General features: G+C 59.7%; 23 protein-coding genes and 1 pseudogene. 14 read left to right on the top strand and 10 right to left on the bottom strand.

Annotated elements, in window-relative coordinates:
• Positions 1-70: 70 nt before the first annotated feature.
• From PseuLF5_RS26570 to PseuLF5_RS26585, 4 genes are read right to left on the bottom strand one after another with little or no spacing between them, the layout of a single operon-like run.
• A complete protein-coding gene (locus PseuLF5_RS26570) occupies positions 71-1,435 on the bottom strand; it encodes a heavy metal sensor histidine kinase (protein WP_186748519.1) in 1,365 nt (454 codons plus the stop codon).
• The gene (locus tag PseuLF5_RS26575; RefSeq protein ID WP_025109277.1) at positions 1,425-2,102 is read right to left on the bottom strand and encodes a heavy metal response regulator transcription factor; all 678 of its coding nucleotides are present in this window, start codon (positions 2,100-2,102) and stop codon (positions 1,425-1,427) included. Before PseuLF5_RS26575 ends, PseuLF5_RS26570 begins: the two co-directional genes overlap by 11 nt.
• A 9-nt stretch (positions 2,103-2,111) precedes the next feature.
• On the bottom strand, positions 2,112-5,213 hold the full coding sequence (locus PseuLF5_RS26580) for a multidrug efflux RND transporter permease subunit (RefSeq protein ID WP_340135013.1): 3,102 nt from the start codon (positions 5,211-5,213) through the stop codon (positions 2,112-2,114).
• Entirely contained in the window at positions 5,210-6,370 is a 1,161-nt protein-coding gene (locus tag PseuLF5_RS26585) for an efflux RND transporter periplasmic adaptor subunit (RefSeq protein ID WP_340135014.1), read from the bottom strand. Before PseuLF5_RS26585 ends, PseuLF5_RS26580 begins: the two co-directional genes overlap by 4 nt.
• A 977-nt stretch (positions 6,371-7,347) precedes the next feature.
• Here PseuLF5_RS26585 and PseuLF5_RS26590 point away from each other — a divergent pair.
• The 5 genes and pseudogenes from PseuLF5_RS26590 to PseuLF5_RS26605 all read left to right on the top strand — a co-directional run bounded on the left by PseuLF5_RS26590 (position 7,348) and on the right by PseuLF5_RS26605 (position 10,336).
• A complete protein-coding gene (locus tag PseuLF5_RS26590; protein WP_123463167.1) occupies positions 7,348-7,710 on the top strand; it encodes a DUF6124 family protein in 363 nt (120 codons plus the stop codon).
• Positions 7,711-7,938: 228 nt separating this feature from the next.
• Complete coding sequence (locus PseuLF5_RS26595) at positions 7,939-8,244, top strand: type 1 fimbrial protein (RefSeq protein ID WP_322375162.1); 306 nt, start codon at positions 7,939-7,941, stop codon at positions 8,242-8,244.
• A gap of 111 nt (positions 8,245-8,355) precedes the next feature.
• Complete coding sequence (locus tag PseuLF5_RS26600) at positions 8,356-8,595, top strand: hypothetical protein (protein WP_123463171.1); 240 nt, start codon at positions 8,356-8,358, stop codon at positions 8,593-8,595.
• Positions 8,596-8,746: 151 nt separating this feature from the next.
• Positions 8,747-9,028, top strand: a pseudogene (locus PseuLF5_RS28385) (PAS domain-containing protein); the annotation flags it as partial.
• 204 nt (positions 9,029-9,232) lie between these two features.
• Positions 9,233-10,336: a methyl-accepting chemotaxis protein gene (locus PseuLF5_RS26605; RefSeq protein WP_371921272.1), complete on the top strand. Its 1,104-nt coding sequence runs from the start codon at positions 9,233-9,235 to the stop codon at positions 10,334-10,336.
• Positions 10,337-10,450: 114 nt separating this feature from the next.
• Here the strand turns inward: PseuLF5_RS26605 and PseuLF5_RS26610 are convergent, their stop codons facing one another.
• From PseuLF5_RS26610 to norR, 5 genes are all read right to left on the bottom strand, one after another.
• The gene (locus PseuLF5_RS26610) at positions 10,451-11,200 is read right to left on the bottom strand and encodes a YkgJ family cysteine cluster protein (RefSeq protein WP_186748523.1); all 750 of its coding nucleotides are present in this window, start codon (positions 11,198-11,200) and stop codon (positions 10,451-10,453) included.
• Between the two features lie 83 nt (positions 11,201-11,283).
• The gene (locus tag PseuLF5_RS26615; protein ID WP_322375159.1) at positions 11,284-11,610 is read right to left on the bottom strand and encodes a hypothetical protein; all 327 of its coding nucleotides are present in this window, start codon (positions 11,608-11,610) and stop codon (positions 11,284-11,286) included.
• Between the two features lie 89 nt (positions 11,611-11,699).
• On the bottom strand, positions 11,700-12,158 hold the full coding sequence (locus PseuLF5_RS26620; protein ID WP_340135015.1) for a GNAT family N-acetyltransferase: 459 nt from the start codon (positions 12,156-12,158) through the stop codon (positions 11,700-11,702).
• A gap of 27 nt (positions 12,159-12,185) precedes the next feature.
• Complete coding sequence (locus PseuLF5_RS26625; protein WP_025109268.1) at positions 12,186-13,088, bottom strand: chemotaxis protein CheV; 903 nt, start codon at positions 13,086-13,088, stop codon at positions 12,186-12,188.
• Between the two features lie 873 nt (positions 13,089-13,961).
• Positions 13,962-15,521 (bottom strand): nitric oxide reductase transcriptional regulator NorR, encoded by a 1,560-nt coding sequence (gene norR, locus PseuLF5_RS26630; RefSeq protein WP_123463181.1) that lies wholly within the window; start codon positions 15,519-15,521, stop codon positions 13,962-13,964.
• A gap of 164 nt (positions 15,522-15,685) precedes the next feature.
• Between norR and hmpA the strand changes: the two genes are divergently transcribed.
• The 9 genes from hmpA (at position 15,686) to PseuLF5_RS26675 (ending at position 24,602) form a co-directional block, all read left to right on the top strand.
• Entirely contained in the window at positions 15,686-16,867 is a 1,182-nt protein-coding gene (gene hmpA, locus PseuLF5_RS26635) for an NO-inducible flavohemoprotein (RefSeq protein WP_340135016.1), read from the top strand.
• Between the two features lie 234 nt (positions 16,868-17,101).
• Positions 17,102-17,662, top strand: coding sequence for an ester cyclase (locus PseuLF5_RS26640; protein ID WP_340135017.1), 561 nt, complete (start codon positions 17,102-17,104; stop codon positions 17,660-17,662).
• Positions 17,663-17,687: 25 nt separating this feature from the next.
• Entirely contained in the window at positions 17,688-18,197 is a 510-nt protein-coding gene (locus PseuLF5_RS26645) for a disulfide bond formation protein B (protein ID WP_123463187.1), read from the top strand.
• An 826-nt stretch (positions 18,198-19,023) separates the two neighbouring features.
• The gene (cyoA, locus tag PseuLF5_RS26650) at positions 19,024-19,965 is read left to right on the top strand and encodes a ubiquinol oxidase subunit II (protein ID WP_007916947.1); all 942 of its coding nucleotides are present in this window, start codon (positions 19,024-19,026) and stop codon (positions 19,963-19,965) included.
• A 3-nt stretch (positions 19,966-19,968) separates the two neighbouring features.
• The gene (gene cyoB / locus PseuLF5_RS26655; RefSeq protein ID WP_103304511.1) at positions 19,969-21,999 is read left to right on the top strand and encodes a cytochrome o ubiquinol oxidase subunit I; all 2,031 of its coding nucleotides are present in this window, start codon (positions 19,969-19,971) and stop codon (positions 21,997-21,999) included.
• A 3-nt stretch (positions 22,000-22,002) separates the two neighbouring features.
• The gene (gene cyoC, locus PseuLF5_RS26660; protein WP_003227982.1) at positions 22,003-22,626 is read left to right on the top strand and encodes a cytochrome o ubiquinol oxidase subunit III; all 624 of its coding nucleotides are present in this window, start codon (positions 22,003-22,005) and stop codon (positions 22,624-22,626) included.
• Positions 22,626-22,961 carry a cytochrome o ubiquinol oxidase subunit IV gene (gene cyoD / locus PseuLF5_RS26665; protein WP_007916940.1) on the top strand — a complete coding sequence of 112 codons (336 nt, stop codon included), beginning with the start codon at positions 22,626-22,628 and terminating at the stop codon, positions 22,959-22,961. The genes cyoC and cyoD overlap by 1 nt, the downstream gene beginning before the upstream one ends.
• An 11-nt stretch (positions 22,962-22,972) precedes the next feature.
• Complete coding sequence (gene cyoE, locus PseuLF5_RS26670) at positions 22,973-23,860, top strand: heme o synthase (RefSeq protein WP_007916939.1); 888 nt, start codon at positions 22,973-22,975, stop codon at positions 23,858-23,860.
• Positions 23,861-24,110: 250 nt separating this feature from the next.
• Positions 24,111-24,602: a RidA family protein gene (locus PseuLF5_RS26675; protein ID WP_340135018.1), complete on the top strand. Its 492-nt coding sequence runs from the start codon at positions 24,111-24,113 to the stop codon at positions 24,600-24,602.
• A gap of 430 nt (positions 24,603-25,032) precedes the next feature.
• Here the strand turns inward: PseuLF5_RS26675 and PseuLF5_RS26680 are convergent, their stop codons facing one another.
• Entirely contained in the window at positions 25,033-25,734 is a 702-nt protein-coding gene (locus PseuLF5_RS26680) for a hypothetical protein (RefSeq protein WP_322375155.1), read from the bottom strand.
• Between the last annotated feature and the right edge of the window lie 117 nt (positions 25,735-25,851).

Below are 25,851 nucleotides of genomic sequence, written 5' to 3' on the forward strand. Positions count from 1 at the left end.
CGGTGTATTTCGGAAGAACAACGCGGTCAGTCCCCTCTCCCTCTGGGAGAGGGTTAGGGTGAGGGGCTTTTCAGACCGGCAGATAAATCCCGAAGGTATTCATCCCTCGATCGCTGCGCACAAACACATCCCCGCCATGCATCAGCGCAATCGCCTTGACGATCGCCAGCCCCAAACCATGGTTGTTGCCGCTGTTGCTGCGCGACGCATCCACTCGATAGAAGCGCTCGAACAGGCGCGGCAAATGCTCGCTGGCAATCGGCGATCCGGGGTTGGCCACGCCGATGCTCACCTGGTGCTCTTCCACCTCGATGTGCACTTCGATCACCTGGCCCGGCCCGGTGTGCTGCACCGCGTTGCTCAACAGATTGATCAACGCCCGACGCAAATGCGCGATCTCGATCCGCACCTGCGCATCGCCACTCACGTGTACCTGTACTTGCGCGTCTTCGAGGATGAAATCCAGGTACTCCAGCGTGGTCGCCACTTCATCGGCCAGCGAAGCTTCGGTGAGCCTGGTCGCCTTGCTGCCCTGATCGGCGCTGGCCAGAAACAGCATGTCGTTGATGATCGAGCGCAGCCGTTCCAGCTCTTCAAGATTGGATTGCAGCACCTCGAAATAATGCTCGGCAGAGCGCCCGCGGGTCAGTGCGACCTGGGTCTGGCCGATCAGGTTGGTCAGCGGTGAGCGCAGTTCATGGGCCACGTCGGCGTTGAACGATTCCAGCCGCGAATAGGCTTGTTCGACCCGTTCCAGCGTCGAGTTGAACGAGTCGACAAACTGCTCAAGCTCCGGCGGCAACGGCGACATCCGCAAGCGCCCGGCCCGCAGTGGCGGCGCCAGTCGTTGCGCCTCCTGAGACAGTTTGATCAGCGGTTTGAGGCCGATGTGCGCCACCCAGTAACCCAGCGCGGAAGCCATCAACACCCCGGCAATCGCCAGGCCGATCAGGGCGATCAGCAGATTGTGCTGGGTCTCGTGGAAGGTCTCGGTGTCGATGCCGATCATGAAGCGCAGCGGCGGACGCTGATCCTTGGCCGGCAATTCGGTGAGCAGCACTTTCAGCGGATAGGGATGATCGGGCAACTGCAGGTCATGCATGCCCGTCGGGCCTTTGGCGAAGGCGCGGATCAGCGCATCCGGCTGACCATATTCGTAGCCCGGATCACCACTCACCACCCAGAACCGAATGCGTTTGTCCTCTTCGCCCAGCAGCTTCAGCTTGGCGTTGATCTTCACCCAGTGTTCCGGCGTGCCGTAGCGATTGAGCGCCGACTCGAGCACGCTGTAACGTGCGTCCAGTTCGGCTTCCGGCAGCAGGCCGAGGCCCTTGTCGACCTGCTGATACAACGCGCCGCCGATCAACAGAAACACCAGCAGCGCCACCAGCGTAAACATGCCGCTTAAACGCAGGGCAATCGAGTTACTGGACACCGCGGCTCTCCAGCACATAACCCATGCCGCGAATGGTGTGCAGCAGTTTCTCGTCGAACGGCCCGTCGAGCTTGGCGCGCAGGCGTTTGATCGCGACTTCGACGACGTTGGCATCGCTGTCGAAATTGATGTCCCAGACCATCTCGGCAATCGCGGTTTTCGAGAGGATTTCACCCTGGCGGCGGGCGAGGACGCTCAACAGCGAGAACTCTTTGGCGGTCAGATCCAGTCGGGTACCGGCCCGAGTGGCCTTACGGCTGATCAGATCTATCCACAGGTCGGCGATGCTCACCTGCACCGGTTCATGGCCGCCGCTGCGCCGGGTCAGCGCTTGCAGGCGCGCCACCAGTTCGAGGAAGGAAAATGGCTTGCCGAGGTAATCGTCGGCACCGTCGCGCAGGCCTTTGATCCGGTCTTCGACCCGTTCGCGGGCGGTGAGCATGATCACTGGCGTCTGCTTGCGCGCACGCAACGCGCGCAGCACACCGAAGCCATCCAGGCCCGGCAACATCACGTCGAGGACAATCACCGCGTAGTCGCCTTCCAGCGCCAAGTGCAGGCCTTCGACGCCGTCGCGGGCCAGGTCCACGGTATAACCCTGTTCCGTCAGACCGCGGTGCAGATAATCCGCGGTTTTTTCCTCGTCTTCGATAATCAGAACGCGCATGACCCTGCCTCAGTCTGTGGTCGCCAGTGCCGCCGTGGGTACTGGTTTGGGGCGGTGAAACAGCCGCTCAAGCCACAAGTATATGACCGGCGTGGTGAACAGCGTCAGCATCTGGCTGACCAGCAACCCGCCGACCACGGCGATCCCCAGCGGCTGGCGCAGTTCGGCGCCGGTGCCGTAGCCGAGCATCAGCGGCAGGGCGCCGAGCAGGGCGGCGAGGGTGGTCATGATGATCGGCCGGAACCGCGTGATGCACGCCTCGAAAATCGCCTCCTGCGGTGACAGCCCTCGATTACGCTGCGCCTCCAGGGCAAAGTCGATCATCAGAATGCCGTTCTTCTTGACGATACCGATCAGCAACACCAGCCCGATCAACGCCATGATCGAAAAGTCCTGGCCGCAGATCCACAGCATGATCACCGCACCCAAACCTGCCGCCGGCAGGGTCGAGATGATCGTCAGCGGGTGCACGAAGCTCTCATAAAGCACGCCGAGAATGATGTACACCGCCACCAGCGCCGCAAGAATCAGCCACGGCTGACTGGCCAGCGAACTCTGGAACGCCTGCGCCGCGCCCTGGAAATTGCCGCTGATCGCCGTCGGCATGCCGATCTCGGCCTTGGCCTGATTGAGCAGGATCACCGCATCACCCAGTGCCACGCCGGGCGCGAGGTTGAACGACAGGTTGGCGGCCGGGAACATGCCGTCGTGGGCAATCGACAGCGGACCGATGGTCGGCGCGTCGAATTTGGCCAGCGCCGACAGCGGCACCATCTCGCCACTCAACGGCGAGCGCAGGTAAAAGTAATTGAGGCTTTCGGCCTTGCCACGTTGTTGGGGGTCCAGCTCCAGAATCACGTTGTACTGGTTGACCTGGGTCTGGAACTCATTGATCTGGCGCTGGCCGAAGGCGTCGTACAGCGCCTCGTCTACATCGCTCGCGGTCAGGCCGAAACGTGCGGCGGCGCTGCGGTCGATGCTGATGTGGGTGATGCTGCCGCCCAGTTGCAAGTCGTTGGAGATGTCGCGGAACGCCGGGTTGCTGCGCAGTTTTTCCGTGAGGCGTTGCGTCCATGTCGCGAGGGTCGCGCCGTCGTTGCTCTTGAGCACGTATTGGTACTGCGCGCGGCTCGGGCCGGAGCTGAGGTTGATGTCCTGGCCGGCACGCAAGTAGAGAACGATGCCGGGGACTTTCATCAGTTGCGGACGGATGCGGTCGATGAACTGGCTGGCTGAAACGTCGCGGTCGCCGCGTTTTTTCAGGGCGATCCAGAAGCGCCCGTTGGCGATGGTCTGGTTGCTGCCGGACACACCCACCGAGTGGGAAAACGCTTGCACGGCCGGGTCGGCAGCGACGATTTCGGCCATCGCCAGGTGTTTTTTCACCATGTCGCCGTAGGAGATATCCGCCGCGGCTTCGGTGGTGCCGAGGACGAAACCGGTGTCCTGCACCGGGAAGAAACCCTTGGGGATAAAGATGTAACCGCCAATCGCCATCGCCAGCGACAGGCCAAACACACCAATCATCAGTTTCTGATGGGCGAGGGCGCGGCGCAGGCCTTTCTCATACCAGCCGAGCAGGCGTTCGCTGAAGCCCGGTTTATCGCTGGCGTGATGCACCGGTTTACGCATGAACAGCGCCGCCAGCGTTGGCGCCAGGGTCAGCGACACCACCACGGAAATCATGATGGTCGAGGTCGCCGTCAGGGCGAATTCCTTGAACAGCCGTCCGACCACGCCGCCCATGAACAGCAGCGGAATGAACGCCGCCACCAGCGAAAAGCTGATCGACACCACGGTGAATCCGATCTCGCCGGCGCCCTTGATCGCCGCTTCGCGCATATCGTCGCCGGCCTCCAGATGTCGGTGGATGTTTTCCACCACCACAATCGCATCGTCGACCACGAAGCCGACCGCGACGACGATCGCCACCAGCGTCAGGTTGTTCAGGCTGAAGCCCAACAGGTACATGAGGGCGAAACTGGCGGTCAGCGACACGCCGAGTACCGCCGACACAATCATCGTCGCCGACAACTGGCGCAGGAACAGCGCCATCACCGCCACCACCAGCAGGATCGCGATCAACAGGGTGATCTCGACTTCATGCAGCGAGGCACGAATGGTCTGGGTGCGGTCGATCAGGGTTTTCACCTGCACCGAGGCCGGCAACATGGCTTCGAGGCCGGGCAGGGCGGCTTGAATGCGGTCAACGGTTTCCACAATGTTGGCGCCGGGCTGGCGCGAGATCACCAGGTTTACCCCCGGTTGATCGCCGGCCCACGCTTGCACATAGTCATCTTCCGAACCGTTGATAACGTTAGCGACATCTCTTAGGTGAACCGGGGCGCCGTCCTTGTAGGAAACGATGAGCTGGCGGTATTCCTCGGGCTGGAACAACTGGTCGTTGGTCGACAGCGTGGAAATACTCGACTCGCCATACAGCGCACCTTTGGCCAGGTTGAGGCTGGTCTGCTGGATCGCCAGACGAATGTCGGCGAGGGTCAGGCCGATCGCCGCCAGTTTGTCGGCTGAGGCTTGGACGCGGATTGCCGGACGTTGCTGACCGGTGATGTTGATTTGGCCTACACCGTCGATCTGACTGATCTGACGCGACAGCAGGGTTTCCACCAGGTCGCTGAGTTCGGTGCCGGGCATCTGCGTCGAGCTGACGCTGAGGATCAGCACCGGGCTGTCGGCGGGGTTGACCTTCTTCCACGTTGGCAGCGTCGGCATGTCCTTGGGCAGTTTGCCGGCGGCGGTGTTGATCGCCGCCTGGACTTCTTGCGCGGCGGTGTCGATGCTCTTGTCGAGGGTGAATTGCAGGGTCAGCAGGCTGGAGCCGAGGGCACTGCTGGAGGTCATCTGGGTCATGCCGGGAATGGCGCTGAATTGCACCTCCAGCGGCGTGGCCACGGACGAGGCCATGGTGTCGGGGCTGGCGCCGGGTAACTTCGCCGAAACTTGAATCGTCGGAAATTCCGCTTCCGGCAGTGGTGCAATCGGCAAGCGCGGGAAGGCAATCGCGCCGACCAACACCAAGGCAATCGTCAGCAGAATCGTCGCGACCGGGTGGTCGATGCACCACGTGGAGATGCCTTTGTGCTCCTTCATGGTTTCGGCTCCGCTTGCACCACCTGTGGCGGCTCGCTCATGACCTGCACCGTGGAACCAGGTTTGAGCCGCGACTGGCCGTCGGTCACCAGCACGTCACCGGCCTTCACGCCTTTGATGATGTCCTGGCCGCTGCCCTGATAAACCATCTGCACTTGTACGACTTCGACCTTGTCGCCGTTCACCCGGTAGACGAAGTGTTGATCGAGCCCACGTTGTACGACGGTGGGCGGGACCACCAGCGCATCTTTGTCGAGGGCTGTCTGAATTTTTACCGTCACCAGCAGGCCGGGCCAGAGCTTCTGGCTGGCGTTGTCGAACTCGGCCTTGGCGCGGATGGTGCCGGTGTTGGCGTTGATCTGGTTGTCGATCAGGGTCAGGTGGCCTTCGCCGAGCAGGTTGCCGGTTTCGCCGTCGGTGTCGGCGCCGATGTAGGCTTTGACCGGGGCGTGTTGCGGGTCGTTGATCAGGCCCTGCAGGGTCGGCAGCATTTGCTGGGCCAGGGAGAACTCCACGGCGATCGGGTCGATCTGGGTCACGGTGAACAGGCCCTGGGCATCGGTCATGCGCAGGAAGTTGCCTTCGTCGACGGTACGAATACCGACGCGACCGGTGACCGGGGAGCGAATCTGTGTGTAGGACAGTTGTACCTGCGCCGCGTCGATCGAAGCCTGATTGCCTTGGGCGGTGGCTTTCAGTTGGTTGACCAGGGCTTGTTGCTGATCGTAGGTCTGCTTGGAGACACCGTCGTCGACGCTGAGCAGTTTGTAGCGTTTGAGGTTGACCAGGGCGACTTGCAGTTGCGCCTGGCTTTCGCCCAGTTGCGCGCGGGCCTGGTCGAGGCTGGCGCGGATGGAGCGGTCGTCGATGGTGGCCAGCAGGTCGCCTGCTTTGACGAGTTGGCCTTCTTTGACGAGGATTTTGGTGAGGATGCCGTCGACTTGCGGGCGCACGACCACGCTGTGGAGCGAGAGTACCGAGCCGATGCCGCTGGTGTAGCGGGGGACGTCTTTTTCGCTGACCGCTATGACTCGCACCGGGATTGCTGTGGGGGTGGCGAGTTTGGTTGGGGCGGGTTTCAGGGCGTACCACAGACCTGCGCCTGCGAGGACGATCAATAGGGTGGCGAGCAGGGCTTTGTTTTTTTGGATTCGCATGCGGGGTGGGCGCCGGACGGAGTTTGGGCAGGGTTGTTGTCTTTATAAACCTGTCTGCGGGTCAGTAGGGTGACGGCTAGCTGTCAGCGCTGTCAGTTTTCTTTGCGGTGGATCCGTTGCTGCGGTAGCGGCGGCTTAGGGTTCCGCCCTTACGGCGGGTCACTTTTGACAACCGCCTCAAAAGTAACCAAAAACGCTTGCTCCTACGTGCGGCCCGCTCGCTGGGGCTCGGGGTTCCTTCGCTGCGGGATCGATCCGGGCGCAGCGCCTACGGTTTGCTTCGCTGCACCTCCTCTCGCTGTGTTTGGCTGCGCCAAACGGTCGCTGCGCTCCCACGCCCGGATCAATCCCTCCACTCAGCCTTCCGACGTCGCCCGTGGATCAAGATCAAGATCAAGAGCAGGCGAGCTGACACTCGGCCTATTGAGTGGTGAAGAGCACGGCGCGCACGGCTTTGGTTTTTGTGGTGCTCTTGCCCCTCATCGGAACGCCGCCCGCCCAGCCCTCTCCCGAGGGAGAGGGAGCCGATTTGTGGGCTTTTCAAAGCCTGAGTTCGACGCGGTAGCGCACGTCGGCGTACATCTCCCAAACACCTCGGTCAGTCCCCTCTCCCTCTGGGAGAGGGCTAGGGTGAGGGTTGGCTTTTGGTTGTTTAAATTTGTGTCGAATAATCAGAACCTTCCCACAAGATTTTCAGGTTGTCCGTCGGACGTGCGCTCTCTAGTCTTTGGTTGTCGCCGACAACTCGGTGATCGGGTGTGAGAACCCTGAAAAATTAGTGATTCAGTCCATCAGTCCGCATAATTGCCGGCGGCTTGTCCGCTGCTTGCAAATGCTTCATGGCGGCTATGTGCGGGCAGACTTCGGTCTGGCCGGTTTCCTATTTTTCCGGTTTCTCACCCCGCACATAGCTGCCACCCACTTCGCCGCGTGAGAAACGGCAAGGGATGGCTCCCATTTGCAAAATAGGGTTTCCAATGACTAAGCCAGTTCCAGATCCACCCAACGATCCCACCACCCCACTCGAAGACGCCCTCCGCGCCGACGACCAGCTCAAAACCCGCGAAGCCATCAAGCGCGCTCTCGATTTCTACCTCTGCCCCGAACCGGTCAAACCGCGTCAGCCCAGTACGATGTTCCTCATCCAGCCGAACATCGACACCGAAAGCCTGCTTGCCCACGCCTGCGAATCGCTGGCGTCAGCCAATGTCATGGCCGGTGATCTGGCCGATCAGCTCAGTCGCCCGCAGCGCAGTACGGCGCTGGCGATCCAGCAGATCGTCATGCTTGCCGAGCTTGCGGTAAACCGGGCGCTGGATCGGGTCGATCCTCAGGGTTGAACACCGCGTCATCGTTCATCGCCAGCAGGCTGGCTCCCACAGTTGAAACGCATTCCAATTGCAGGAGTGAGCCTGCGCGCGATGGCGGTATAACGGTCCCAAAAAGGGACCGATCAGTCCCTATTCGGGACCCATTTGCCAACTATGCTTCTCAAGATCCGTCCCAGCACGCGGATAACATTGTGTAGCCCGGGTTTTCTGGGCCGCTCACCGCGGGAGTGTCTTGACATGAAGCTGAAAACCGCTCTGCCGTATGTACTTCTGTTGGTTCCCCTCACAACCTTCGCCGCGCCGGCCAGTCAATCCGGCGAGATCCGCTTCACCGGGCAAATCGTTGACTCGGGCTGTCAGGTCGGACCGGTCGGGGCGTTTGCTGCTCGTGAGTCTCGCCAGATCGAAATCAAGCCCGGCGTGAAAGTCGATGTCGACACTGAGCGCAACGCTTGCAGTCATCAGGCGCTGCCGATTTCCATGCGTTACGAAGCGCTGAAGACATCGACTGACAAAGGCATCGTGATCATCACCTACCTGTAAACCGTTCGGCGTGCGCTGCAAATCTTCAGGTGCCGAGCCATGGCGCACAGGTATACTGCGCGCCTTCGCGGCTCAATGATCGGGCCCGACTTTTTGCTTTCCGGAGCTTTTATGACTTCCCCGACCCTGCCGCCGGTTGACGACGCTGTGAGCGATGTCTCGGCTGAACTGGCCGATACCAGCGACACCAAAGCCGAAATCCCGGCCTTCAAGTTCCCCTTCAAACCGGGCGAACTGGCCGCAGCCAAAGGCTCGAACCAGCCGTGGTACAAGAACGGCGCCAAGAACGGCCACACCAAGACCCCGGGCATGGCGCCGCCGGGTACCCGTCGTTCGATGGGCAAGCGCTGAGTTTTATTCCCGCCCTGCGCCATCGACTGCGATTTTCGGTCGCAGTGATGGCTAAGTGCTCAGATCCTGAGCCAGATCAATATTTGACCAATTGGTGCGCTTAGAGTCAGCAGCCCTGCCGACTCTTTCCAATAAAACGAGCGCGCTATTCATGAAGATCAATCTCCCGGTGACCGGTCGCAATGTCGATGTGGCGCTGGATGCGAACATTCTCTCGACCACCGATCTGACCAGCGCGATCACTTACGCCAACGACGACTTCATCAAGATCAGCGGTTACAGCCGCGATGAGTTGCTGGGTGCGCCGCACCATCTGTTGCGTCATCCGGACATGCCGGCGCAGGCGTTTGCGCATATGTGGCAGACGCTCAAGGGCGGGCGGTCGTGGATGGGGCTGGTGAAAAATCGCTGCAAGAACGGTGATCATTACTGGGTCAGTGCCTATGTCACGCCGGTGACGCAGAACGGTACGGCGGTGGAGTATCAGTCGGTGCGCACGCGGGCGGATGCGCGGCAAGTGGCGGCGGCGGAGCTGGCGTACGCGCAGTTGCGCGGCGAGCGTGTGACGCGCTGGCAACCGCAAGCGTTGGGGGTGCGGACCAAGGTCACGGCGCTGGCCAGTGCGCTGCTCGGCGTTGTGCTGGGTGCCGAGACCTGGTTGCAGCCGGATTCTGCCTGGTTGAACCTGGCAGCATTTGTGTTGGGCAGCGGCGCTTGTGCGTTGGCGCTGCGCTGGATTTTGTGCCCGTTGGAGCAACTGGCCGAGCGTGCGCGGAGCGTTGCGGACAATCCGTTGAGTCAGTCTGTGTATACCGGACGTCGCGATGAAATCGGCCAGATCGAGTTCGCCTTGCAGATGCTCGAAGCGCAGGTCGGCGCGGTGCTCGGGCGTATCGGCGATGCGTCGCAACAGTTGGCCGGACACGCTGCGCAACTGGTCGATCACCTGCAAAGCAGCCATAACAGTTCACTGCAGCAGCAGGCGGAAACCGACCAGGTGGCGGCGGCCATTCACCAGATGGCCGCGAGTGTCGCGCAGGTTGCCAGTCATGCGCAGCAGGCGTCTGTAGCGGCGGATATGGCCGGAACGGAAACCCGTGAAGGGCATTGGCTGGTCGGTGAAAGTCGCAGCGCCGTGTTGCGCCTGGCTGAAGAACTTGGCCGGGCGACCGAGGTGATTCATCAGCTCGAAGGCCACAGCAGTGAAATTTCCGGTGTGCTGGAGGTGATCCGCAGCATCGCCGAGCAAACCAATCTATTGGCCCTCAACGCGGCGATCGAAGCCGCACGCGCCGGCGATGCCGGGCGCGGATTTGCCGTGGTGGCGGATGAGGTTCGCGGACTGGCGCAACGCACGCAGCAATCGACCAACGAGATTCAACGAATGATCAGCACCCTGCAGAACGGCGCGCGCGACGCGGTGCTGGTGATGCAGCAAAGCAGTGAACATGTGGATAACAGCGTCGAACAGGCGCAGCGGGCGGCGCGGGCGCTGGACGGGATCAGCGAGCGGGTCGAGCAGATCACCGAGATGAGCCTGCAGATTGCGGCAGCGGTGGAGCAGCAGAGCGCGGTGAGCGAGGACATCAACCGCAACATCGTCAGCATTCGTACGGCGTGCGAGGTGACGGTGGATGAGGGGCGCGAGAGTCAGCGCAATTCCGAAGATGTGGCGGGGCTGGCGGGGGATTTGAGGTTGCTGGCGCGGGAGTTCTGGGGGCGGCGGCAGGTTCGCGATTGAGGGTGTGCTCACTTGCGCTATCGCGAGCAGGCTCACTCCTGCAAGGGAATGCATTTCAAATGTAGGAGTGAGCCTGCTCGCGATGAGGTCCGGGCGGACGCTAAAGAATCTGGATCAGGCCGCCCGCAACGAAATAAACGCATACGTCTGCGCCGGCTCCGTCACCACCTGTGCCCCGGCCGCCAACACTTGCCCGGCCACATCATCGCCCGACAGATGAAACACCCACTCACTCGGCGCCATCGTCAACGGCTGGGCAGTCACCTGATCAATCACTGCCGCAAACGCCTCCATATTCGGCAAGTAGGCAGTAAACCCGTCCCCCTTCAGCGCCGTGGTACGAATCCCCAGCATCGCGCAGATCGCGTCCTTGATGCCGATGTCATCGCGATCGGCCTGGCGCGAGCGTTGAATCAATTCAACCAGCGCCTGATCGACCAACTCGCCCCCGGCAATCAGCACGGGCCCCTGTTGCCAGGACTCCGGCGGGCAATCCTTGGCAGCAGGGGTGAGCGGGATATGCGGATTGATTTCCGCCGGGTAAATACGACACACCAGCGGCCGGCGCTCGTAGATGCGGCACAGGTTGTCTTCGTCAAGATTCCGGCAGGGACCGACGTTGTACGCGGCGAAGGTGATTGCCACATGGGCGTCTGTCGTGCCGCTGCGAACGAGCGCTGAACGCCGTTCGGCATGTTCTCGCTGCTGCGCCGGCAAACCCAGGCCATTACCGAGAAAAGCCTCCACCAGCACGATCACCTGACCGCCATCCGCCGCCCACATGCGGGCCTCGGCCAGGGTCAGCGGGACATGGTGGTCGGTGCAGCATTTGCCGCAGCCTACGCAGGAAAACGTCGTATTCATTGAGCGATCTGTCTTCAATCAGGGCGTGAAACGGTGGCGGAAAACCACCGCACAGGCGCGGATCGAAGCAAGTTATGCGCCACTCACTGCGCTTTGCCGGTCGGACGAATCGAGTCCCACTCGGTGACGAAGGCGGTTTTCGCCTTTTTGTTGTACAGGCACAGCTCGGTGCCCTGCTGGCCTTTCATGTGTTTTTGCGGGTATTGGCCTTGCAGCAACACGGCGGTGTAGCCGACGCGGTCGTCGAATTGCGCGGGTGTGCCGACCGGTTTGGCGTTTTTCAGGCCACTGGCCTTGGTGCAACTGGCGAGCACGGTTTTGTCGTAGGCGGCCCAGGCGTCAGGGCTGGAGGCGTGGGCCTGGGAGGTGAGGGCGGTGAGGCAGAGCAGGCTGAGGGTGAGCACTTTCATGGTGGGCGTCCTTGGTCGTGAGTGGCCAAGGTTGGAGTCTGCCTGAGAAAGGAAGTTGCCTGTGCTGGCCTGCTCGCGAAAGCGGTCGATCAGTCCGGCACCAGTTCCCGGCGGACCACATACATCCCGGCACTTTCATACAAGCGCTGCGCGCGCCGGTTGCCTTCCAGCACCTTCAGATCAACAAACCCTTCGCGCCGTTGCTGAAATACCTTGAATGCATTGAGCAACAACGCCCGGCCCAATCCACGCCCTTGCATGCGCGGATGCACCACCAGATTCTTGATATATGAGCTGGTCCAGCATTGCGCCACGCCGACCACACCTTCGCCGTCGCGGGCAATCAAGCACAGCGACGGATCGTATTCGGGATCGGTCTCGAATTGCTGCTGCCAAGTGTCCAGCGCCGGCACCCTGCCGCCGCCTTCGTGGTAGCCGAGTTGCATTAGGGCGTGCACGTCCGGCGCGAGTTCGACGGAGTACGTACACAGTTCAATGCCTTGAGGCCAAAGCGCATCCGGCGCGTCCTTGGCAAGATCGCGCCGCATCAAAAAACAATACGTCTGAGCCAAGACTCAGTGACCGTTGGCCGCGACGTGTTTGGCCGCTTCGATCAGGCGTTGAGTCAGTTCCGGTGAGGAGAACTTGGTCAGCACCGCATTCGCTCCGGCCAATCGGGCCTTTTCGCTGTTCATCGCGCTGTCGAGCGAGGTGTGCAGCAGCACGTAGAGGTGGGCGAAGTCCGGGGTTTCGCGCAGGGTGCGGGTGAAGGCGTAGCCGTCCATCTCGGACATTTCGATGTCGGAGACGATCAGGTTGATCTGCTGCGCGGTGCCTTGCAGGTCGAGCAGGCAGTCGATAGCTTCCTTGGCGCTGCGCGCGGTGTGGCACTGCAGGCCAAGGTTGCGCAGGGTGTGCACCGATTGCTGCAGCGCCACCTGACTGTCATCGACCACCAGAATCCGCGCATTGCCGAGGACTTCGGCGTCTTCCATGCTCAGGTCGGTCGGGGCCATTTCGATCTGCGCCGGGGCGATGCTGTGGATAACCTTTTCGATATCCAGCACCTGCACCAGCGTGCCGTCCACCGAGGTCACGCCGGTGATGTAGGCACGTGAGCCACCGGAACCGAACGGTGGCGGCTTGATGTCGGTGGTCAGGCAATGGACGATTTTGCTCACGGCCTGCACGTGCAGGCCCTGTTTGGAGCGGCTGACATCGGTGACGATCAGGCAGCCGCCGTTCGGGTCTTCCAGCGGCCGTTCGCCGATCGCGCGGCTGAGGTCGATCACCGACAGCGACGCGCCGCGCAGGGTGGCGATGCCTTTGACGTGCGGGTGCGACTCCGGCAGCTTGGTCAGCGGCGGGCAGGGGATGATTTCACTGACTTTCAGCAGGTTGATCGCCATCAGCTTGCCGCTGCGCAAGGTAAACAGCAGAAGCGAAAGTGAATCTGCGCGGGCTTTGGTGGAAGACATATAAACCTTCTGTGGAAAAAGGTGATGGGCGAGGGGCAAATCGCCAGAAACTATTGATGCCGGGTTATCGGCGTCAAAAGGTTGGGCTTTAGGTTAGTTGTCGGGTAGTCGGCCTGGGTTGATCGCTGTTCTCTCGATCACTGCCCCTCACCCCAGCCCTCTCCCGGAGGGAGAGGGGGCCGATTGGGGGATATTGTAGTAATTCACCGACCTGAACCTGCGCTGCCGAATCCATAATCGACTCGATGTTTCAGGTCGGCGTATTACGCAAACACCTCAGTCAGTCCCCTCTCGCTCCTCCCGGAGGGAGAGGGGGCCGATTGGGGGATATTGTAGTAACTCACCGACCTGAACCTGCGCTGCCGAATCCATAATCGAATCGATATTTCAGATCGGCGTATTACGCAAAACACCTCGGTCAGCCCCTCTCGCTCCTCCCGGAGGGAGAGGGCGCCATTGGGGGACATTGTCGTAACTCACCGACCTGAACCTGCTCTGCCGAATCCATAATCGAATCGATATTTCAGGTCGGCGTATTACGCAAAACACCTCGGTCAGTCCCCTCTCGCTCCTCCCGGAGGGAGAGGGGCGCCATTGGGGGACATTGTAGTAACTCACCGACCTGAACCTGCGCTGCCGAATCCATAATCGACTCGATGTTTCAGGTCGACGTATTACGCAAAACACCTCGGTCAGTCCGCTCTCGCTCCTCCCGGAGGGAGAGGGCGCCATTGGGGGACATTGTCGTAACTCACCGACCTGAACCTGCTCTGCCGAATCCATAATCGAATCGATATTTCAGGTCGGCGTATTACGCAAAACACCTCGGTTAGTCCCCTCTCCCTCCGGGAGAGGGCTAGGGTGAGGGTGCTTTTAGCTCTTCATCCCCAGACGTTTAGCCATGCGGCCCAGGTTCGCCCGATCCAGCCCCAACTCCCGCGCCGCACTCGCCCAGTTATCCTGATTGCGTTCCAGCGCCGCACTGATCAAACGCCGCTGATACTGCTCGGTAGCACTGCGCAGATCCCCGCTGATCAGCGGCATCTCAGCCACGACACCGGCAACCGGCTCAACCGAGTTATCCACAACCTCACGCGGCAGATCCAGATCTGCCGCACTGAGGCTGAGGATCTTCGGCCGCACTTTGCAGTTGCCCAAGGCCTTCAGCGCGCTGCGCCCGATCAAGTGTTCCAGTTCGCGCACGTTGCCCGGCCAAGTGTAGGCGAGCAACGCTTCCTGGGCGTCGCTGCTCAGGCGCAGGCTGTTGAGGCCCATGCGCGAGCGGTTCTGTTCCAGAAAAAAGCCGCTGAGCAACAACACATCACGCCCGCGATCGCGCAATGCCGGCACCCGCAGTGGGTACACGCTCAAGCGATGGTAGAAGTCGGCGCGATAACGACCGCTGCGCACTTCTTCGGCCAGGTCGCGGTTGGTCGCGGCGATCAGGCGTACATCGACCTGATGTTCCTTGTCCGAACCCAGCCGCTGTAACTGGCCGCTCTGTAACACGCGCAACAACTTGGCCTGCACGGTCAGCGACAACTCGCCGACTTCATCGAGAAACAGCGTGCCGCCATTGGCCAGTTCGAACTTGCCGCGACGGTCGCTGGTGGCGCCGGTGAAAGCGCCGCGCACGTGGCCGAACAGTTCGCTCTCGACCAGCGTGTCGGGCAGCGCGGCGCAGTTGAGGCTGATGATCGGTTGGTCGGCGCGCGGTGACGCGGCGTGGATGGCTTGGGCGACCAATTCCTTGCCGACCCCGGTTTCGCCAGTGATCAACACGGTCAGATCGCTGCCGCCGACCAGGTTGATTTCTTCCACCAATTTCTTGAGCGCCTTGCTCTGACCGATCATTTCGCGGTGCTGCTGGCCGCTGGCCTGGCGATAGACCTCGGCGCGCTGGTGTTCGTCTTCGGCGCGGACGGCCAGGCGTTCGATGCGCTCGGCGGCGTTGACCGTGGCCGAGGCGAGGCTGGCAAAGGCTTGCAGGACGTCGAGTTCGATCGGCTCGAAACGCTCGGGATCGAGGGCGTCAAGGGTGATCAGGCCCCAGAGTTTTTCATCGACGAACAGCGGGCACCCGAGGCAGTCGTGGACTTCGAGGTGATCGGCGAGGCCTTCGACCAGGCCGTCATAAGGATCAGGCAAATCGCTGTCGGCGGCGAACCGTGTCGGCCCGGCGCCGGCCAGCAGAATTTCAAAGCGCGGGTGCTCGCTGACTTTGAAGCGCCGGCCCAGGGTGTCGGTACTCAAACCGTCCACCGCCAGCGGCACCAGCGATTCACCTTCCAGGCGCAACAATGCGGCGGCATCGCACGGCAGGAGGGCGCGCATGGCTTGGAGCAGGCGTCGATAGCGCTCGCCCTCGGGCAGTTCGCGGGACAGATCGGAGACTAAAGGCAGCAGGGCGGTGAGCAGGGATTTGGCAGACATGGTGATGTAGTCAAAGAGACAAGATGTAGTCGGGATGACTATAAAGGTCTTCGTGTCGAAATGACTACGTTTTTTTTAAGTTATTGATTTGTATGAATAAAATATCTGGCACGAAAACTGATAAGCCTAAGGCAACTTATCAAAAAAGCTCAGGAGTCACTCTTATGCTTAGCGTCCAGGATCGTGCCATCGTCAAATCCACTGTGCCTCTGCTCGAAAGCGGTGGTGAGGCGCTGATCACGCATTTCTATCGCATGATGCTCTCCGAATACCCCGAAGTCCGTCCGCTGTTCAACCAGGCGCACCAGGCCAGCGGTGATCAACCGCGTGCCTTGGCCAACGGTGTGCTGATGTACGCGCGCCACATCGACCAGCTCGACCAATTGGGCGATCTGGTGGCGAAGATCATCAACAAGCACGTGGCCCTGCAAATCTTGCCGGAGCACTACCCGATTGTCGGCACCTGCTTGCTGCGCGCCATTTCCGAAGTGCTCGGCGATGAGATCGCCACGCCCGAGGTGATGAGTGCGTGGGGGGCGGCGTACGGTCAGTTGGCCGAGATCCTGATCGGCGCCGAAACCGCCATCTATGATCAGAAAGAGCAAGCTGTCGGCGGCTGGCGCGGGGCGCGTGAGTTCATCGTGGCGGCGAAGGTCGAAGAGAGTGCGGAAATCGTTTCCTTCTACTTCGAACCGGCCGACAAAGGCCCGATCCTTGCGGCTGAACCGGGTCAGTACATCGGCATGAAGCTGATCCTCGACGGCGAAGAAGTCCGCCGCAATTATTCGCTGTCGGCGCTGGCGAACAACGGTCAGTACCGCATCAGCGTTAAACGCGAACCGGGTGGTCGCGCCTCCAACCACTTGCACGATCACTTGCACGTCGGCTCGAGCATTCAGCTGTTCCCGCCATCGGGCGAATTTACCCTGACTGCCAGCGATAAACCGCTGGTGTTGATCAGTGGCGGCGTGGGCATCACTCCGACGCTGGCGATGCTCGAAGCGGCGCTGGAGAGCGAGCGGCCGGTGCACTTTATCCACTGCGCGCGCAATGGCAGCGTGCATGCGTTCCGCGACTGGATCGACGGGCTGGCGGCGCGGCATCCGCAACTCAAGCGGTTTTATTGCTATGCCGAAGACGACGGCGTCAGTCCGGCGGCGGACAAGGTCGGGATGTTGACTCAGGAGCAGTTGGGCGAGTGGCTGCCAGCGCAACGGGATGTCGACGCTTACTTTCTTGGGCCGAAGGGTTTCATGGGCGCGATCAAGCAGCATCTGAAGGCGCTGGGTGTGCCGGAGCAGCAGAGCCGTTACGAGTTCTTCGGACCGGCTGCAGCTTTGGAGTAATGGTCAAAACCGAGTCGTCTGTATCGCGGGCAAGCCCGCTCCCAGAGGATTTGTGGCGTGCACAGAGTTTGTGAACGTCGCTGAACCCGTGGGAGCGGGCTTGCCCGCGATGGCGTCACTGCGGTCATGATTCTTAAAAAGTGTTTAAAGGTTAATCGTTTCTTAACCGGTTTATCGTTTATTCCCCGATGCTGATGATAGGCGCTCGTTCGTTGACCTGATCAGGATCGCCCCATGTCGCACTTCATCTTCGCTCGTCGTTTCAGCTTCGCAGCCATCGGTCTTTCGGCCGCGTTGCTGGCCAGCCCTTTTGCTTCTGCCGAATCTGCCCTGATAAAACCGCAGACCCTGATCGTCGATCAGAGCCTGTCCAAGGCACAGGTAGAAGCCATGGAACTGGCCGCACGGCGCTATGGCAGTTTCTGGAATTCCGGTGAAGAGGCCCTGGCCACGGCAGCCTTGTCGCCGCAATTTGTCGACAAGACACCGCCCGAAGGCCGGGTGCAGGGACCGACCGGACCGTCGCTGGCGTCGAAGTTCTTTCGTACGGCGGTGCCGGACCTGAGCTGCGAGATCGAACAAATGATCATCGCCGGAGACCGCGTGGTGGTGCATCTGCACTTTCGCGGGCACTTCAGCGGCACGTTCAAGGCTCTCAAAGGGCAGGGCCAGCGTGTAGACTTCCGGGCAACCGATATCTATCAGATCGACAACGGTCGCATCGCGGCCAATTGGCATATCGAAGACAACATCAGCCTGATGGCGCAACTGCAAGCGCAGCCGCCGGCCAGCTGAACCATGGACATACAAGGGAAACGCGATGAGCGAGGAAACGATTCGACTGGGACGTGAGCGGCGCTTTCTGGTGCTGCTGGGGATTATCTGCCTGGCACTGATCGGCGGTGCGCTGTACATGCAGATTGTGTTGGGTGAGGCACCGTGCCCGCTGTGCATCCTGCAGCGTTATGCACTGCTGCTGATCGCGCTGTTCGCCTTCGTTGGCGCGGCCATGCGCAGCCGCCGCAGCATCACCGTGTTCGAAGTACTGGTGGTCATTTGCGCGATTGCCGGCGCCGGTGTTGCCGGGCATCACGTCTACACCCAGTTCTATCCGGCAGTGAGTTGCGGCATTGATGTGCTGCAGCCGATTGTCGATGACCTGCCGCTGGCGAAGATCTTCCCGCTGGGCTTCCAGGTCGACGGTTTCTGCTCGACGCCGTACCCGCCGATTCTCGGTCTGTCGCTGGCGCAATGGGCACTGCTGGCATTCGTGCTGGTGGTGATCCTGGTGCCGCTGCTGACCTCGCGTAACCGAAAAACACTGCGCTGAGTCAACTCTTCGGCGGATTGGCCGATACAGAAAACGCCCCGATTTGCGGATCAGCTCATCGGGGCGTTTTGCATTTCAGAGTGTTTGTGAAATCACCGTGACGAATGGCAAGGATGGGTGCGACAGGTGTGCGACATGTTGTCACACAGAGCGTGTCGCAAGCCGATTGAACGACACGGAATGGCGTAATGTTACAAAAAAGGATTGGTCTGTTTCGGTATTTTTCTGGTTTTGCACGTGTGTGCCAGATCAGGCAGTTTTAACAAGCTCCGGGAGATGGCCAGAGGCCTTTGAATATCGGGCTTTGCGCCGATTCGGTGGTGGGAGAAAGCGTTCAGAGCTGTCTGAACTGAGGTGGATAGACCTACATTTTTTGGTGTTTTTGTTGAGAATTGATTTCGATAAGATGCGGAACTTTTGCAAAAACGGTGATGGATTGTTGCTCTGAGCGATAAAAATTATTTCGGGATAAGACATGGTGTATAGGGCGCTACCTATCTACAATCGCCCGCATTGAATTCCCGGCACTGTTCAACCTTTATTAAGGAACTGGACAGGAAGTCGGGTGTCGATAAGGCCGAAAGGCTTTTGAGACACCCAGGTGTCGGTGCCTTCCAACTTTCCGCACCAAATGGAATTGGTCTGTAACAAGGCCTTTGACCACGAATTCGAATAAGAACTGACCGCTGTCCCAAGGTTTTGTCGAGCGTCTGACGCGCGACGGGCGGCCCTTATTCAATCCAAAGAAAATGCCAACCCTTGGCAGGGTGAAGTGTTGGCGATCAAAACCCAACTGCATTGCGCAAGCTGCTTTAGAGGTCGTGAGATGAGTAAAAACAGGTACCCCAGATTACTAGGCCTAGTGCCGCTGCTCGGCACGTTGTTGCTGGGAGGCTGCAACATGACCTTGCTCAATCCAACGGGCCAGGTCGGCCTGGAACAGCGCAACCTGATCATCACCGCCACGCTGCTGATGCTGTTGGTCGTTGTGCCGGTTATCGTCATGACCTTCCTGTTCGCCTGGAAGTACCGCGCGTCCAACAAGAACGCCGTGTACACCCCGAAATGGTCGCACTCGACCAAAATCGAAGTGGCAGTCTGGACCATTCCGGTCCTGATCATCATTGCCCTGGGTTACATCACCTACATTTCGACCCACGAACTGGACCCGTATCGTCCAATTCAATCCGACGTCAAGCCAGTGACCATCGAAGTCGTTGCGCTGGACTGGAAGTGGCTGTTCATCTACCCGGAACAAGGCATTGCCACGGTCAACAAGATCGTGTTCCCGGCGCACACGCCAATCAACTTCAAGATCACCTCTGACGCTGTGATGAACTCGTTCTTCATCCCGGGTCTGGGCGGCCAGATCTACGCGATGGCGGGCATGCAGACCAAGCTGCACCTGATCGCTGACCGTAACGCTGAAATGGACGGTATCTCCGCCAACTACAGCGGCGCGGGTTTCACCGGTATGAAATTCAAGGCTATCTCCACCACTCAGGAAGATTTCGACGCCTGGGTAAGTGAAGTCAAGAAGTCACCTAAACAGCTTGATCAAGCTGAATATGCGGCCCTTGCCAAACCGAGCCAGAACAACCCAGTCGAGCTCTACTCCTCGGTCACGCCGAACCAGTTTCAGATCATCGTTGACAAGTACGAAGGTATGAAGCCGGGCAAGCCGCTGAAGCACGAGAAGAAAGAGAAAGAAGTGGCGGCCACGGAAATTGACTCGAGTTCGCATTCAGCTGCCGGGGCAGAGGAGTAAACGATGTTTGGTAAATTAAGTTGGGAAGCAGTCCCATTCCACGAGCCGATCGTGATGGTGACCATCGCCATGATCGCCCTCGGTGGTCTGGCGCTGTTCGCTGCAATCACCTACTTCAAGAAGTGGACCTACTTGTGGACCGAGTGGTTGACCTCGGTCGACCACAAGAAAATCGGCGTGATGTACATCATCGTTGCCATGGTCATGCTGCTGCGCGGTTTTGCCGACGCCATCATGATGCGTACCCAGTTGGCCATGGCCACCGAGGGTTCGCCTGGCTACCTGCCACCTGAACACTATGACCAGATCTTCACCGCTCACGGTGTGATCATGATCATCTTCATGGCGATGCCATTCTTCACCGGCCTGATGAACCTTGCAGTGCCGCTGCAGATCGGCGCGCGTGACGTTGCGTTCCCGTTCCTGAACTCCCTGAGCTTCTGGCTGCTGGTGTCCGGCGTTGTGCTGATCAACCTGTCCCTGGGCGTCGGCGAATTCGCCAAGACCGGTTGGGTTGCCTACCCACCATTGTCGGGTCTGCAATACAGCCCTGGCGTGGGTATGGACTACTACATCTGGGCGCTACAGCTATCCGGGTTAGGTACGACGCTGACGGGGGTTAACTTCCTCGCGACCGTACTGAAAATGCGTACCCCTGGCATGAAACTGATGGACATGCCGATCTTCACCTGGACCTGCACCTGGGCAAACGTTCTGATCGTGGCTTCGTTCCCGATCCTGACCGCGACCCTGGCACTGCTGACCCTTGACCGTTACATGGATTTCCACATTTTCACCAATGAACTTGGTGGCAATCCAATGATGTACGTCAACCTGTTCTGGGCCTGGGGCCACCCTGAGGTTTACATCCTGATCCTGCCGGCATTCGGCATCTTCTCGGAAGTGATCTCGGCGTTCACCGGCAAGAAACTGTTCGGCCACCACTCGATGATCTACGCCTCGGGCGCGATCTCGGTACTGGGCTTCATGGTTTGGCTGCACCACTTCTTCACCATGGGTTCGGGTGCCAGCGTCAACGCCTTCTTCGGTCTGGCGACGATGCTGATTTCCATCCCGACGGGTGTGAAGCTGTTCAACTGGCTGTTCACCATCTATCAGGGCCGTCTGCGCTTCACCAGCCAGGTTATGTGGACTCTGGGCTTCATGGTGACCTTCGCCATCGGCGGCATGACCGGCGTACTGCTGGCCATCCCGGGTGCTGACTTTGTGCTGCACAACAGCCTGTTCGTGATCGCGCACTTCCACAACGTGATCATCGGCGGTGCGGTATTCGGTTACATCGCTGGTTTCGCGTTCTACTTCCCGAAAGCGTTCGGCTTCAAGCTGCACGAAGGCTGGGGTAAAGCAGCGTTCTGGTTCTGGATCTCGGGCTTCTTCGTCGCGTTCATGCCGCTCTATGCACTGGGCTTCATGGGCATGACCCGTCGTCTGAATGCCACCACCAACCCTGAGTGGGTACCGTACCTGTACGTTGCCATGTTCGGTGCGGTGATGATCGCTGTCGGTATCGCCTGCCAACTGATCCAGCTGTACGTCAGTGTGCGCGACCGTAACAAGCCAGAGAACGTTTGCGATCACGGTGACCCGTGGAATGCACACACCCTGGAATGGTCGACCTCGTCGCCACCTCCGTTCTACAACTTCGCTGTGCTGCCTAAGGCTGACTGCATCGACCCGTTCACCGAAGCCAAGGAAAACGGTACTGCGTACCAGCGTCCGGCCAAGTACGAGCCGATCCACATGCCGAACAACACCGCCACTGGCGTGGTGATGGGCGCACTGTTGACCGTCTTCGGTTTCGCGATGATCTGGCACATCTGGTGGTTGGCGATCGCCAGCCTGGCCGGCACCGTCATCTACTTCGTTATCCACGCTGCACGTGACGACCAGGGCTATATGGTTCCGGTTGAAACGATCGAGCGTATCGAAGCCGAGCAGCACAAGCGTCTGGTCGCGGCAGGGAAAATCCCGGCCGGTGCCACCCGTGTTGAAACCTCGTTGGAACAGGCTTAAACCATGTCGAATTTAGTGACCAATGTTGGACACGCCCATGGTGACCATGGGCACGATGACCATCACCACGACTCGGGCGAGATGACCGTATACGGTTTCTGGCTCTACCTGATGACCGACTGCATTCTGTTTGCGTCGATCTTCGCGGTGTACGCAGTACTGGTAAACAACGTTGCCGGTGGCCCGTCGGGCCACGACATCTTCGAACTGCCATACGTGCTGGGCGAAACCGCTCTGCTGTTGTTCAGTTCGATCACCTACGGCTTCGCCATGCTGGCGTTGTACAAGGGCAAGAAGCAGCAGGTTCTGGGTTGGCTGTTCATGACCTTCCTGCTCGGCGCCGGCTTTATCGCCATGGAGATCAACGAGTTCCACCTGCTGATCTCCGAGGGCTTCGGTCCTAGCCGTTCGGGCTTCCTGTCCGCGTTCTTCACCCTGGTCGGTACCCACGGTCTGCACGTATCCGCAGGTCTGATCTGGATGGGCATCATGATGTACCAGGTCAACAAGCACGGCCTGACGGCGACCAACAAGACCCGTCTGAGCTGCCTGAGCCTGTTCTGGCACTTCCTGGACGTGGTGTGGATCTGCGTATTCACCGTTGTTTACCTGATGGGGACTCTGTAATGGCTAATGCACACTCCCATGACAGCCATGATGCTGGCCACGGCAGCGTAAAGTCGTACGCCATTGGCTTCATCCTGTCGGTGATCCTGACCGTCATCCCGTTCGGCCTGGTGATGTACCCGAGCCTGCCGAAGGCCACCACGCTGGCAATCGTTCTGCTGTTCGCAGTGATCCAGGTGATCGTTCACCTGTATTACTTCCTGCACCTGGACCGTTCCATTGCTCAGCGTAACAACGTGATTGCATTCGTCTTTACGGCGATCGTGATCGTGCTGCTGGTTGGCCTGTCGCTGTGGATCATGTTCAGCATCCACACGTACATGATGGCGAAGTGAGGTAAGACCCGATGTCGCTCAAGCACTTTATCCAAATCACCAAACCGGGGATCATTTTCGGTAACGTGCTTTCTGTGGCAGGCGGGTTCTTCCTGGCCTCGAAAGGGCATGTCGATCTGGCGGTGTTTCTGGCAGCCATGATCGGCACCTCCCTGGTTGTAGCGTCCGGTTGCGTGTTCAACAACTGCATCGACCGCGACATCGACCTGAAGATGGAACGCACCAAGAACCGGGTGCTGGTGCAGGGCTTGATCTCCCTGAAACTGGCCCTGGTTTACGCGACCATCCTTGGTGTTCTCGGCGTTGCGTTGTTGTACAAGGTAGCCAACCCGTTGGCCGCGCTGTTCGCGGTCATCGGCTTCATCATCTACGTCGGCTTCTACAGCCTGTACCTCAAGCGCAAGTCGGTTCACGGCACGCTGGTGGGCAGTCTGTCGGGCGCCATGCCGCCAGTGATCGGTTACGTTGCCGTAACCAACAGCTTCGACATGGCCGCGCTGACCCTGCTGGTGATGTTCAGCCTGTGGCAGATGCCGCATTCCTACGCCATCGCGATCTTCCGCTTCAACGATTACCTGGCCGCATCGATTCCGGTGCTGCCCGTTAAGCGCGGGATTCAAGTGGCCAAGAAGCACATCCTGCTCTACATCCTGGCGTTCCTCGTAGCGACCTTGATGCTGACCTTCAGCGGTTACGCCGGCATGAGCTACCTCGCCGTTGCCGCGGCCATGGGCATGTACTGGCTGTACATGGCCTGGACCGGCTACAAGGCAGTGGATGACACGGTCTGGGCACGCAAGCTGTTCGTGTTCTCGATCTTCACCATCACTGCGTTGAGCGTCATGATGTCCCTGGACTTCAAGGTGCCCGCAGAGCTGCTGCTGACGTACGCGCCGTAAGGTTTCGAGGCTTCAAGAAAAACCCCGCACATTGAGAGATGTGCGGGGTTTTTTGTTGGGTGGATTATGCTGATTTGATGTGCCGCCAATGGCCGCAACGCAACAAGCGCTTCAGGCAGGCAGGTTGCGGTATCGCCGCAAACCTCCTAGATTTGGATCCAGTCATGTCAGTGATAGCGCCATGCCACTCCCTCGGCGCTCAACTGTTTTACTCCGCGATATTCACGCATAGATCAAGAGGCTGGGCGAAATGACTGATAGGATGACCTGTGATGAACGCTTCATCGCCCTGGCCCAAGAGCTGAACTACGACATTTATGGCGAGAACACCGCCGGTGGCAATTACGCGCCGCTGATCCGTCATCATGATGAGCTTTACATCAGCGGTATGGTGCCGCGCACTAACGGCAAGATTCAGTACCCGGGGCGTGTCGGCCTGGAGTTGACCCTTAAGGATGCGCAGGCCGCCGCCAGCATCAGTGCGATGCGCTGCCTGGCGCTGATCGTCGATGCGGTGGGTTCGCTGGACAAGATCAAGGCGTTGTTGCGAGTCACCGTGTACGTGAAGTCGACGCCGGACTTTGTTGACCTTAGCGAAGTGGCCAACGGCGCGTCGGACGTGTTCAGCCATGTGCTCGGCGATGCCGGCCGGCACACGCGCAGCACGGTCGGTGTGTATCAGTTGCCGAAGAACGCGGCGATTGAAGTGGACATGATTGTAGCGTTGCATCCGTCGGCTTGAAGATTTGGCAGCTTGCCCTCACCCTGACCCTCCCGAAACGTCGGACCGCCCGGACGGGGAGGGGACTGACCGAGGCGTCTTGCGCTATACATCGACCTGAGAGATCGAGGCGATAGCGGACTCCGCACAGTACTTTCATTTCGATGCGTCTCTTCAATATCTCCCGATCGGCTCCCTCTCCTGGAGGGAGAGGGGACTGACCGAGGCGTCTTGCGCTATACATCGACCTGAGAGATCGAGGCGATAGCGGATTCCGCACAGTACTTTGATTTCGATGCGTCGCATCAATATCTCCCGATCGGCTTCCTCTCCCTTGGGAGAGGGCTGGGGTGAGGGGCTGGGATTTACGCCATTCCACTAACGCCCGCCGAAAACCAAAAAGCCCCGCCTGAATCTCAGCGCGGGGCTTTTTCGTACAGCAGCTGCGCTATTACTGCGCGGCGATGCTGTAGCCATCGAACGCGGTCTGCTGTTGCAGCGCGGTGATGATGTTCTTGCGGTTTACCGCCTGCTCGGTGCCGGCGTTGTCGAGGAACGTTTCGCTTTCCAGTTCCGCTTCTTCGCCTTCACCGACGAAGGTGAAACCGAGGAATTCCAGCGCTGCACGGTCAACGTTCAGGCGCGAACGCGGAGTGCGCAACGGCAGCGTTACGCTGATGCCGTCCTTGCTGATGGTGAAGATTTCGACTTCTTTCTTCTTGGCCGCTTTGCTCTTGCCACCGCTCGGGTTACTGATCGCCTGATGAGTCTGGTTCAGCACTTTCAGCGCCAGGCCATAAACGATTTCCTGAAACGCCGGATCGTCCTTGAAGCTGGACAGGATGCGGCCGATCGAGAACTTGCTGCTCAGGTCTTCCAGGGCGGCGATGTCGGCGGCTTCGGCGTCTTTCAGGCGCTTGAGTTCGCCCATCAGCTCGTAGGCCTTGTCGTCATCGAAGCTGTCGTGCGCTTGACGGATCGCGGCGCGCAGTTCGCGGATCTGGTCGCTTTCGCGGGTGGACTGGAATGCATCCAGCACCATCTCGCTGATGATTTTGGCTTGTGGGAGGTGTTGTGAAAGATTGATGGAGTTTTCGTATTCCGCTTTGGACGATTCGGTGACTACGGATTCAGCGGTGTTGAAATCGGACATTGAAATTTCACTACTTTTTTAACTTGAGTGGAGATGAGAAAGCGCGAGGTCTTTTTCAGGCCGGTTAATTTAGGGGAGCGGGGCGGTGTTGTCACGGAACAACGGTCTGCCGGTCGA

The organism is Pseudomonas sp. LF-5, from assembly GCF_037626295.1.
In the GTDB taxonomy this organism is placed as follows: Bacteria; Pseudomonadota; Gammaproteobacteria; order Pseudomonadales; family Pseudomonadaceae; genus Aquipseudomonas; species Aquipseudomonas monsensis.

What these genes read in the sequence shown, in the direction of transcription:
- PseuLF5_RS26600 (WP_123463171.1), top strand. Translation starts at nt 8,356, where the DNA reads ATGACTTCCCCGACCCTGCCGCCGGTTGACGACGCTGTGAGCGATGTC.
- cyoD (WP_007916940.1), top strand. Translation starts at nt 22,626, where the DNA reads ATGGCTAATGCACACTCCCATGACAGCCATGATGCTGGCCACGGCAGC.
- PseuLF5_RS26575 (WP_025109277.1), bottom strand. Translation starts at nt 2,102, where the DNA reads ATGCGCGTTCTGATTATCGAAGACGAGGAAAAAACCGCGGATTATCTG.
- cyoA (WP_007916947.1), top strand. Translation starts at nt 19,024, where the DNA reads ATGAGTAAAAACAGGTACCCCAGATTACTAGGCCTAGTGCCGCTGCTC.
- PseuLF5_RS26610 (WP_186748523.1), bottom strand. Translation starts at nt 11,200, where the DNA reads ATGAATACGACGTTTTCCTGCGTAGGCTGCGGCAAATGCTGCACCGAC.
- PseuLF5_RS26615 (WP_322375159.1), bottom strand. Translation starts at nt 11,610, where the DNA reads ATGAAAGTGCTCACCCTCAGCCTGCTCTGCCTCACCGCCCTCACCTCC.
- cyoE (WP_007916939.1), top strand. Translation starts at nt 22,973, where the DNA reads ATGTCGCTCAAGCACTTTATCCAAATCACCAAACCGGGGATCATTTTC.
- PseuLF5_RS26585 (WP_340135014.1), bottom strand. Translation starts at nt 6,370, where the DNA reads ATGCGAATCCAAAAAAACAAAGCCCTGCTCGCCACCCTATTGATCGTC.
- norR (WP_123463181.1), bottom strand. Translation starts at nt 15,521, where the DNA reads ATGTCTGCCAAATCCCTGCTCACCGCCCTGCTGCCTTTAGTCTCCGAT.
- PseuLF5_RS26580 (WP_340135013.1), bottom strand. Translation starts at nt 5,213, where the DNA reads ATGAAGGAGCACAAAGGCATCTCCACGTGGTGCATCGACCACCCGGTC.
- PseuLF5_RS26640 (WP_340135017.1), top strand. Translation starts at nt 17,102, where the DNA reads ATGTCGCACTTCATCTTCGCTCGTCGTTTCAGCTTCGCAGCCATCGGT.
- PseuLF5_RS26645 (WP_123463187.1), top strand. Translation starts at nt 17,688, where the DNA reads ATGAGCGAGGAAACGATTCGACTGGGACGTGAGCGGCGCTTTCTGGTG.
- PseuLF5_RS26595 (WP_322375162.1), top strand. Translation starts at nt 7,939, where the DNA reads ATGAAGCTGAAAACCGCTCTGCCGTATGTACTTCTGTTGGTTCCCCTC.
- cyoB (WP_103304511.1), top strand. Translation starts at nt 19,969, where the DNA reads ATGTTTGGTAAATTAAGTTGGGAAGCAGTCCCATTCCACGAGCCGATC.
- PseuLF5_RS26680 (WP_322375155.1), bottom strand. Translation starts at nt 25,734, where the DNA reads ATGTCCGATTTCAACACCGCTGAATCCGTAGTCACCGAATCGTCCAAA.
- PseuLF5_RS26625 (WP_025109268.1), bottom strand. Translation starts at nt 13,088, where the DNA reads ATGTCTTCCACCAAAGCCCGCGCAGATTCACTTTCGCTTCTGCTGTTT.
- PseuLF5_RS26675 (WP_340135018.1), top strand. Translation starts at nt 24,111, where the DNA reads ATGACTGATAGGATGACCTGTGATGAACGCTTCATCGCCCTGGCCCAA.
- PseuLF5_RS26590 (WP_123463167.1), top strand. Translation starts at nt 7,348, where the DNA reads ATGACTAAGCCAGTTCCAGATCCACCCAACGATCCCACCACCCCACTC.
- hmpA (WP_340135016.1), top strand. Translation starts at nt 15,686, where the DNA reads ATGCTTAGCGTCCAGGATCGTGCCATCGTCAAATCCACTGTGCCTCTG.
- cyoC (WP_003227982.1), top strand. Translation starts at nt 22,003, where the DNA reads ATGTCGAATTTAGTGACCAATGTTGGACACGCCCATGGTGACCATGGG.
- PseuLF5_RS26620 (WP_340135015.1), bottom strand. Translation starts at nt 12,158, where the DNA reads ATGCGGCGCGATCTTGCCAAGGACGCGCCGGATGCGCTTTGGCCTCAA.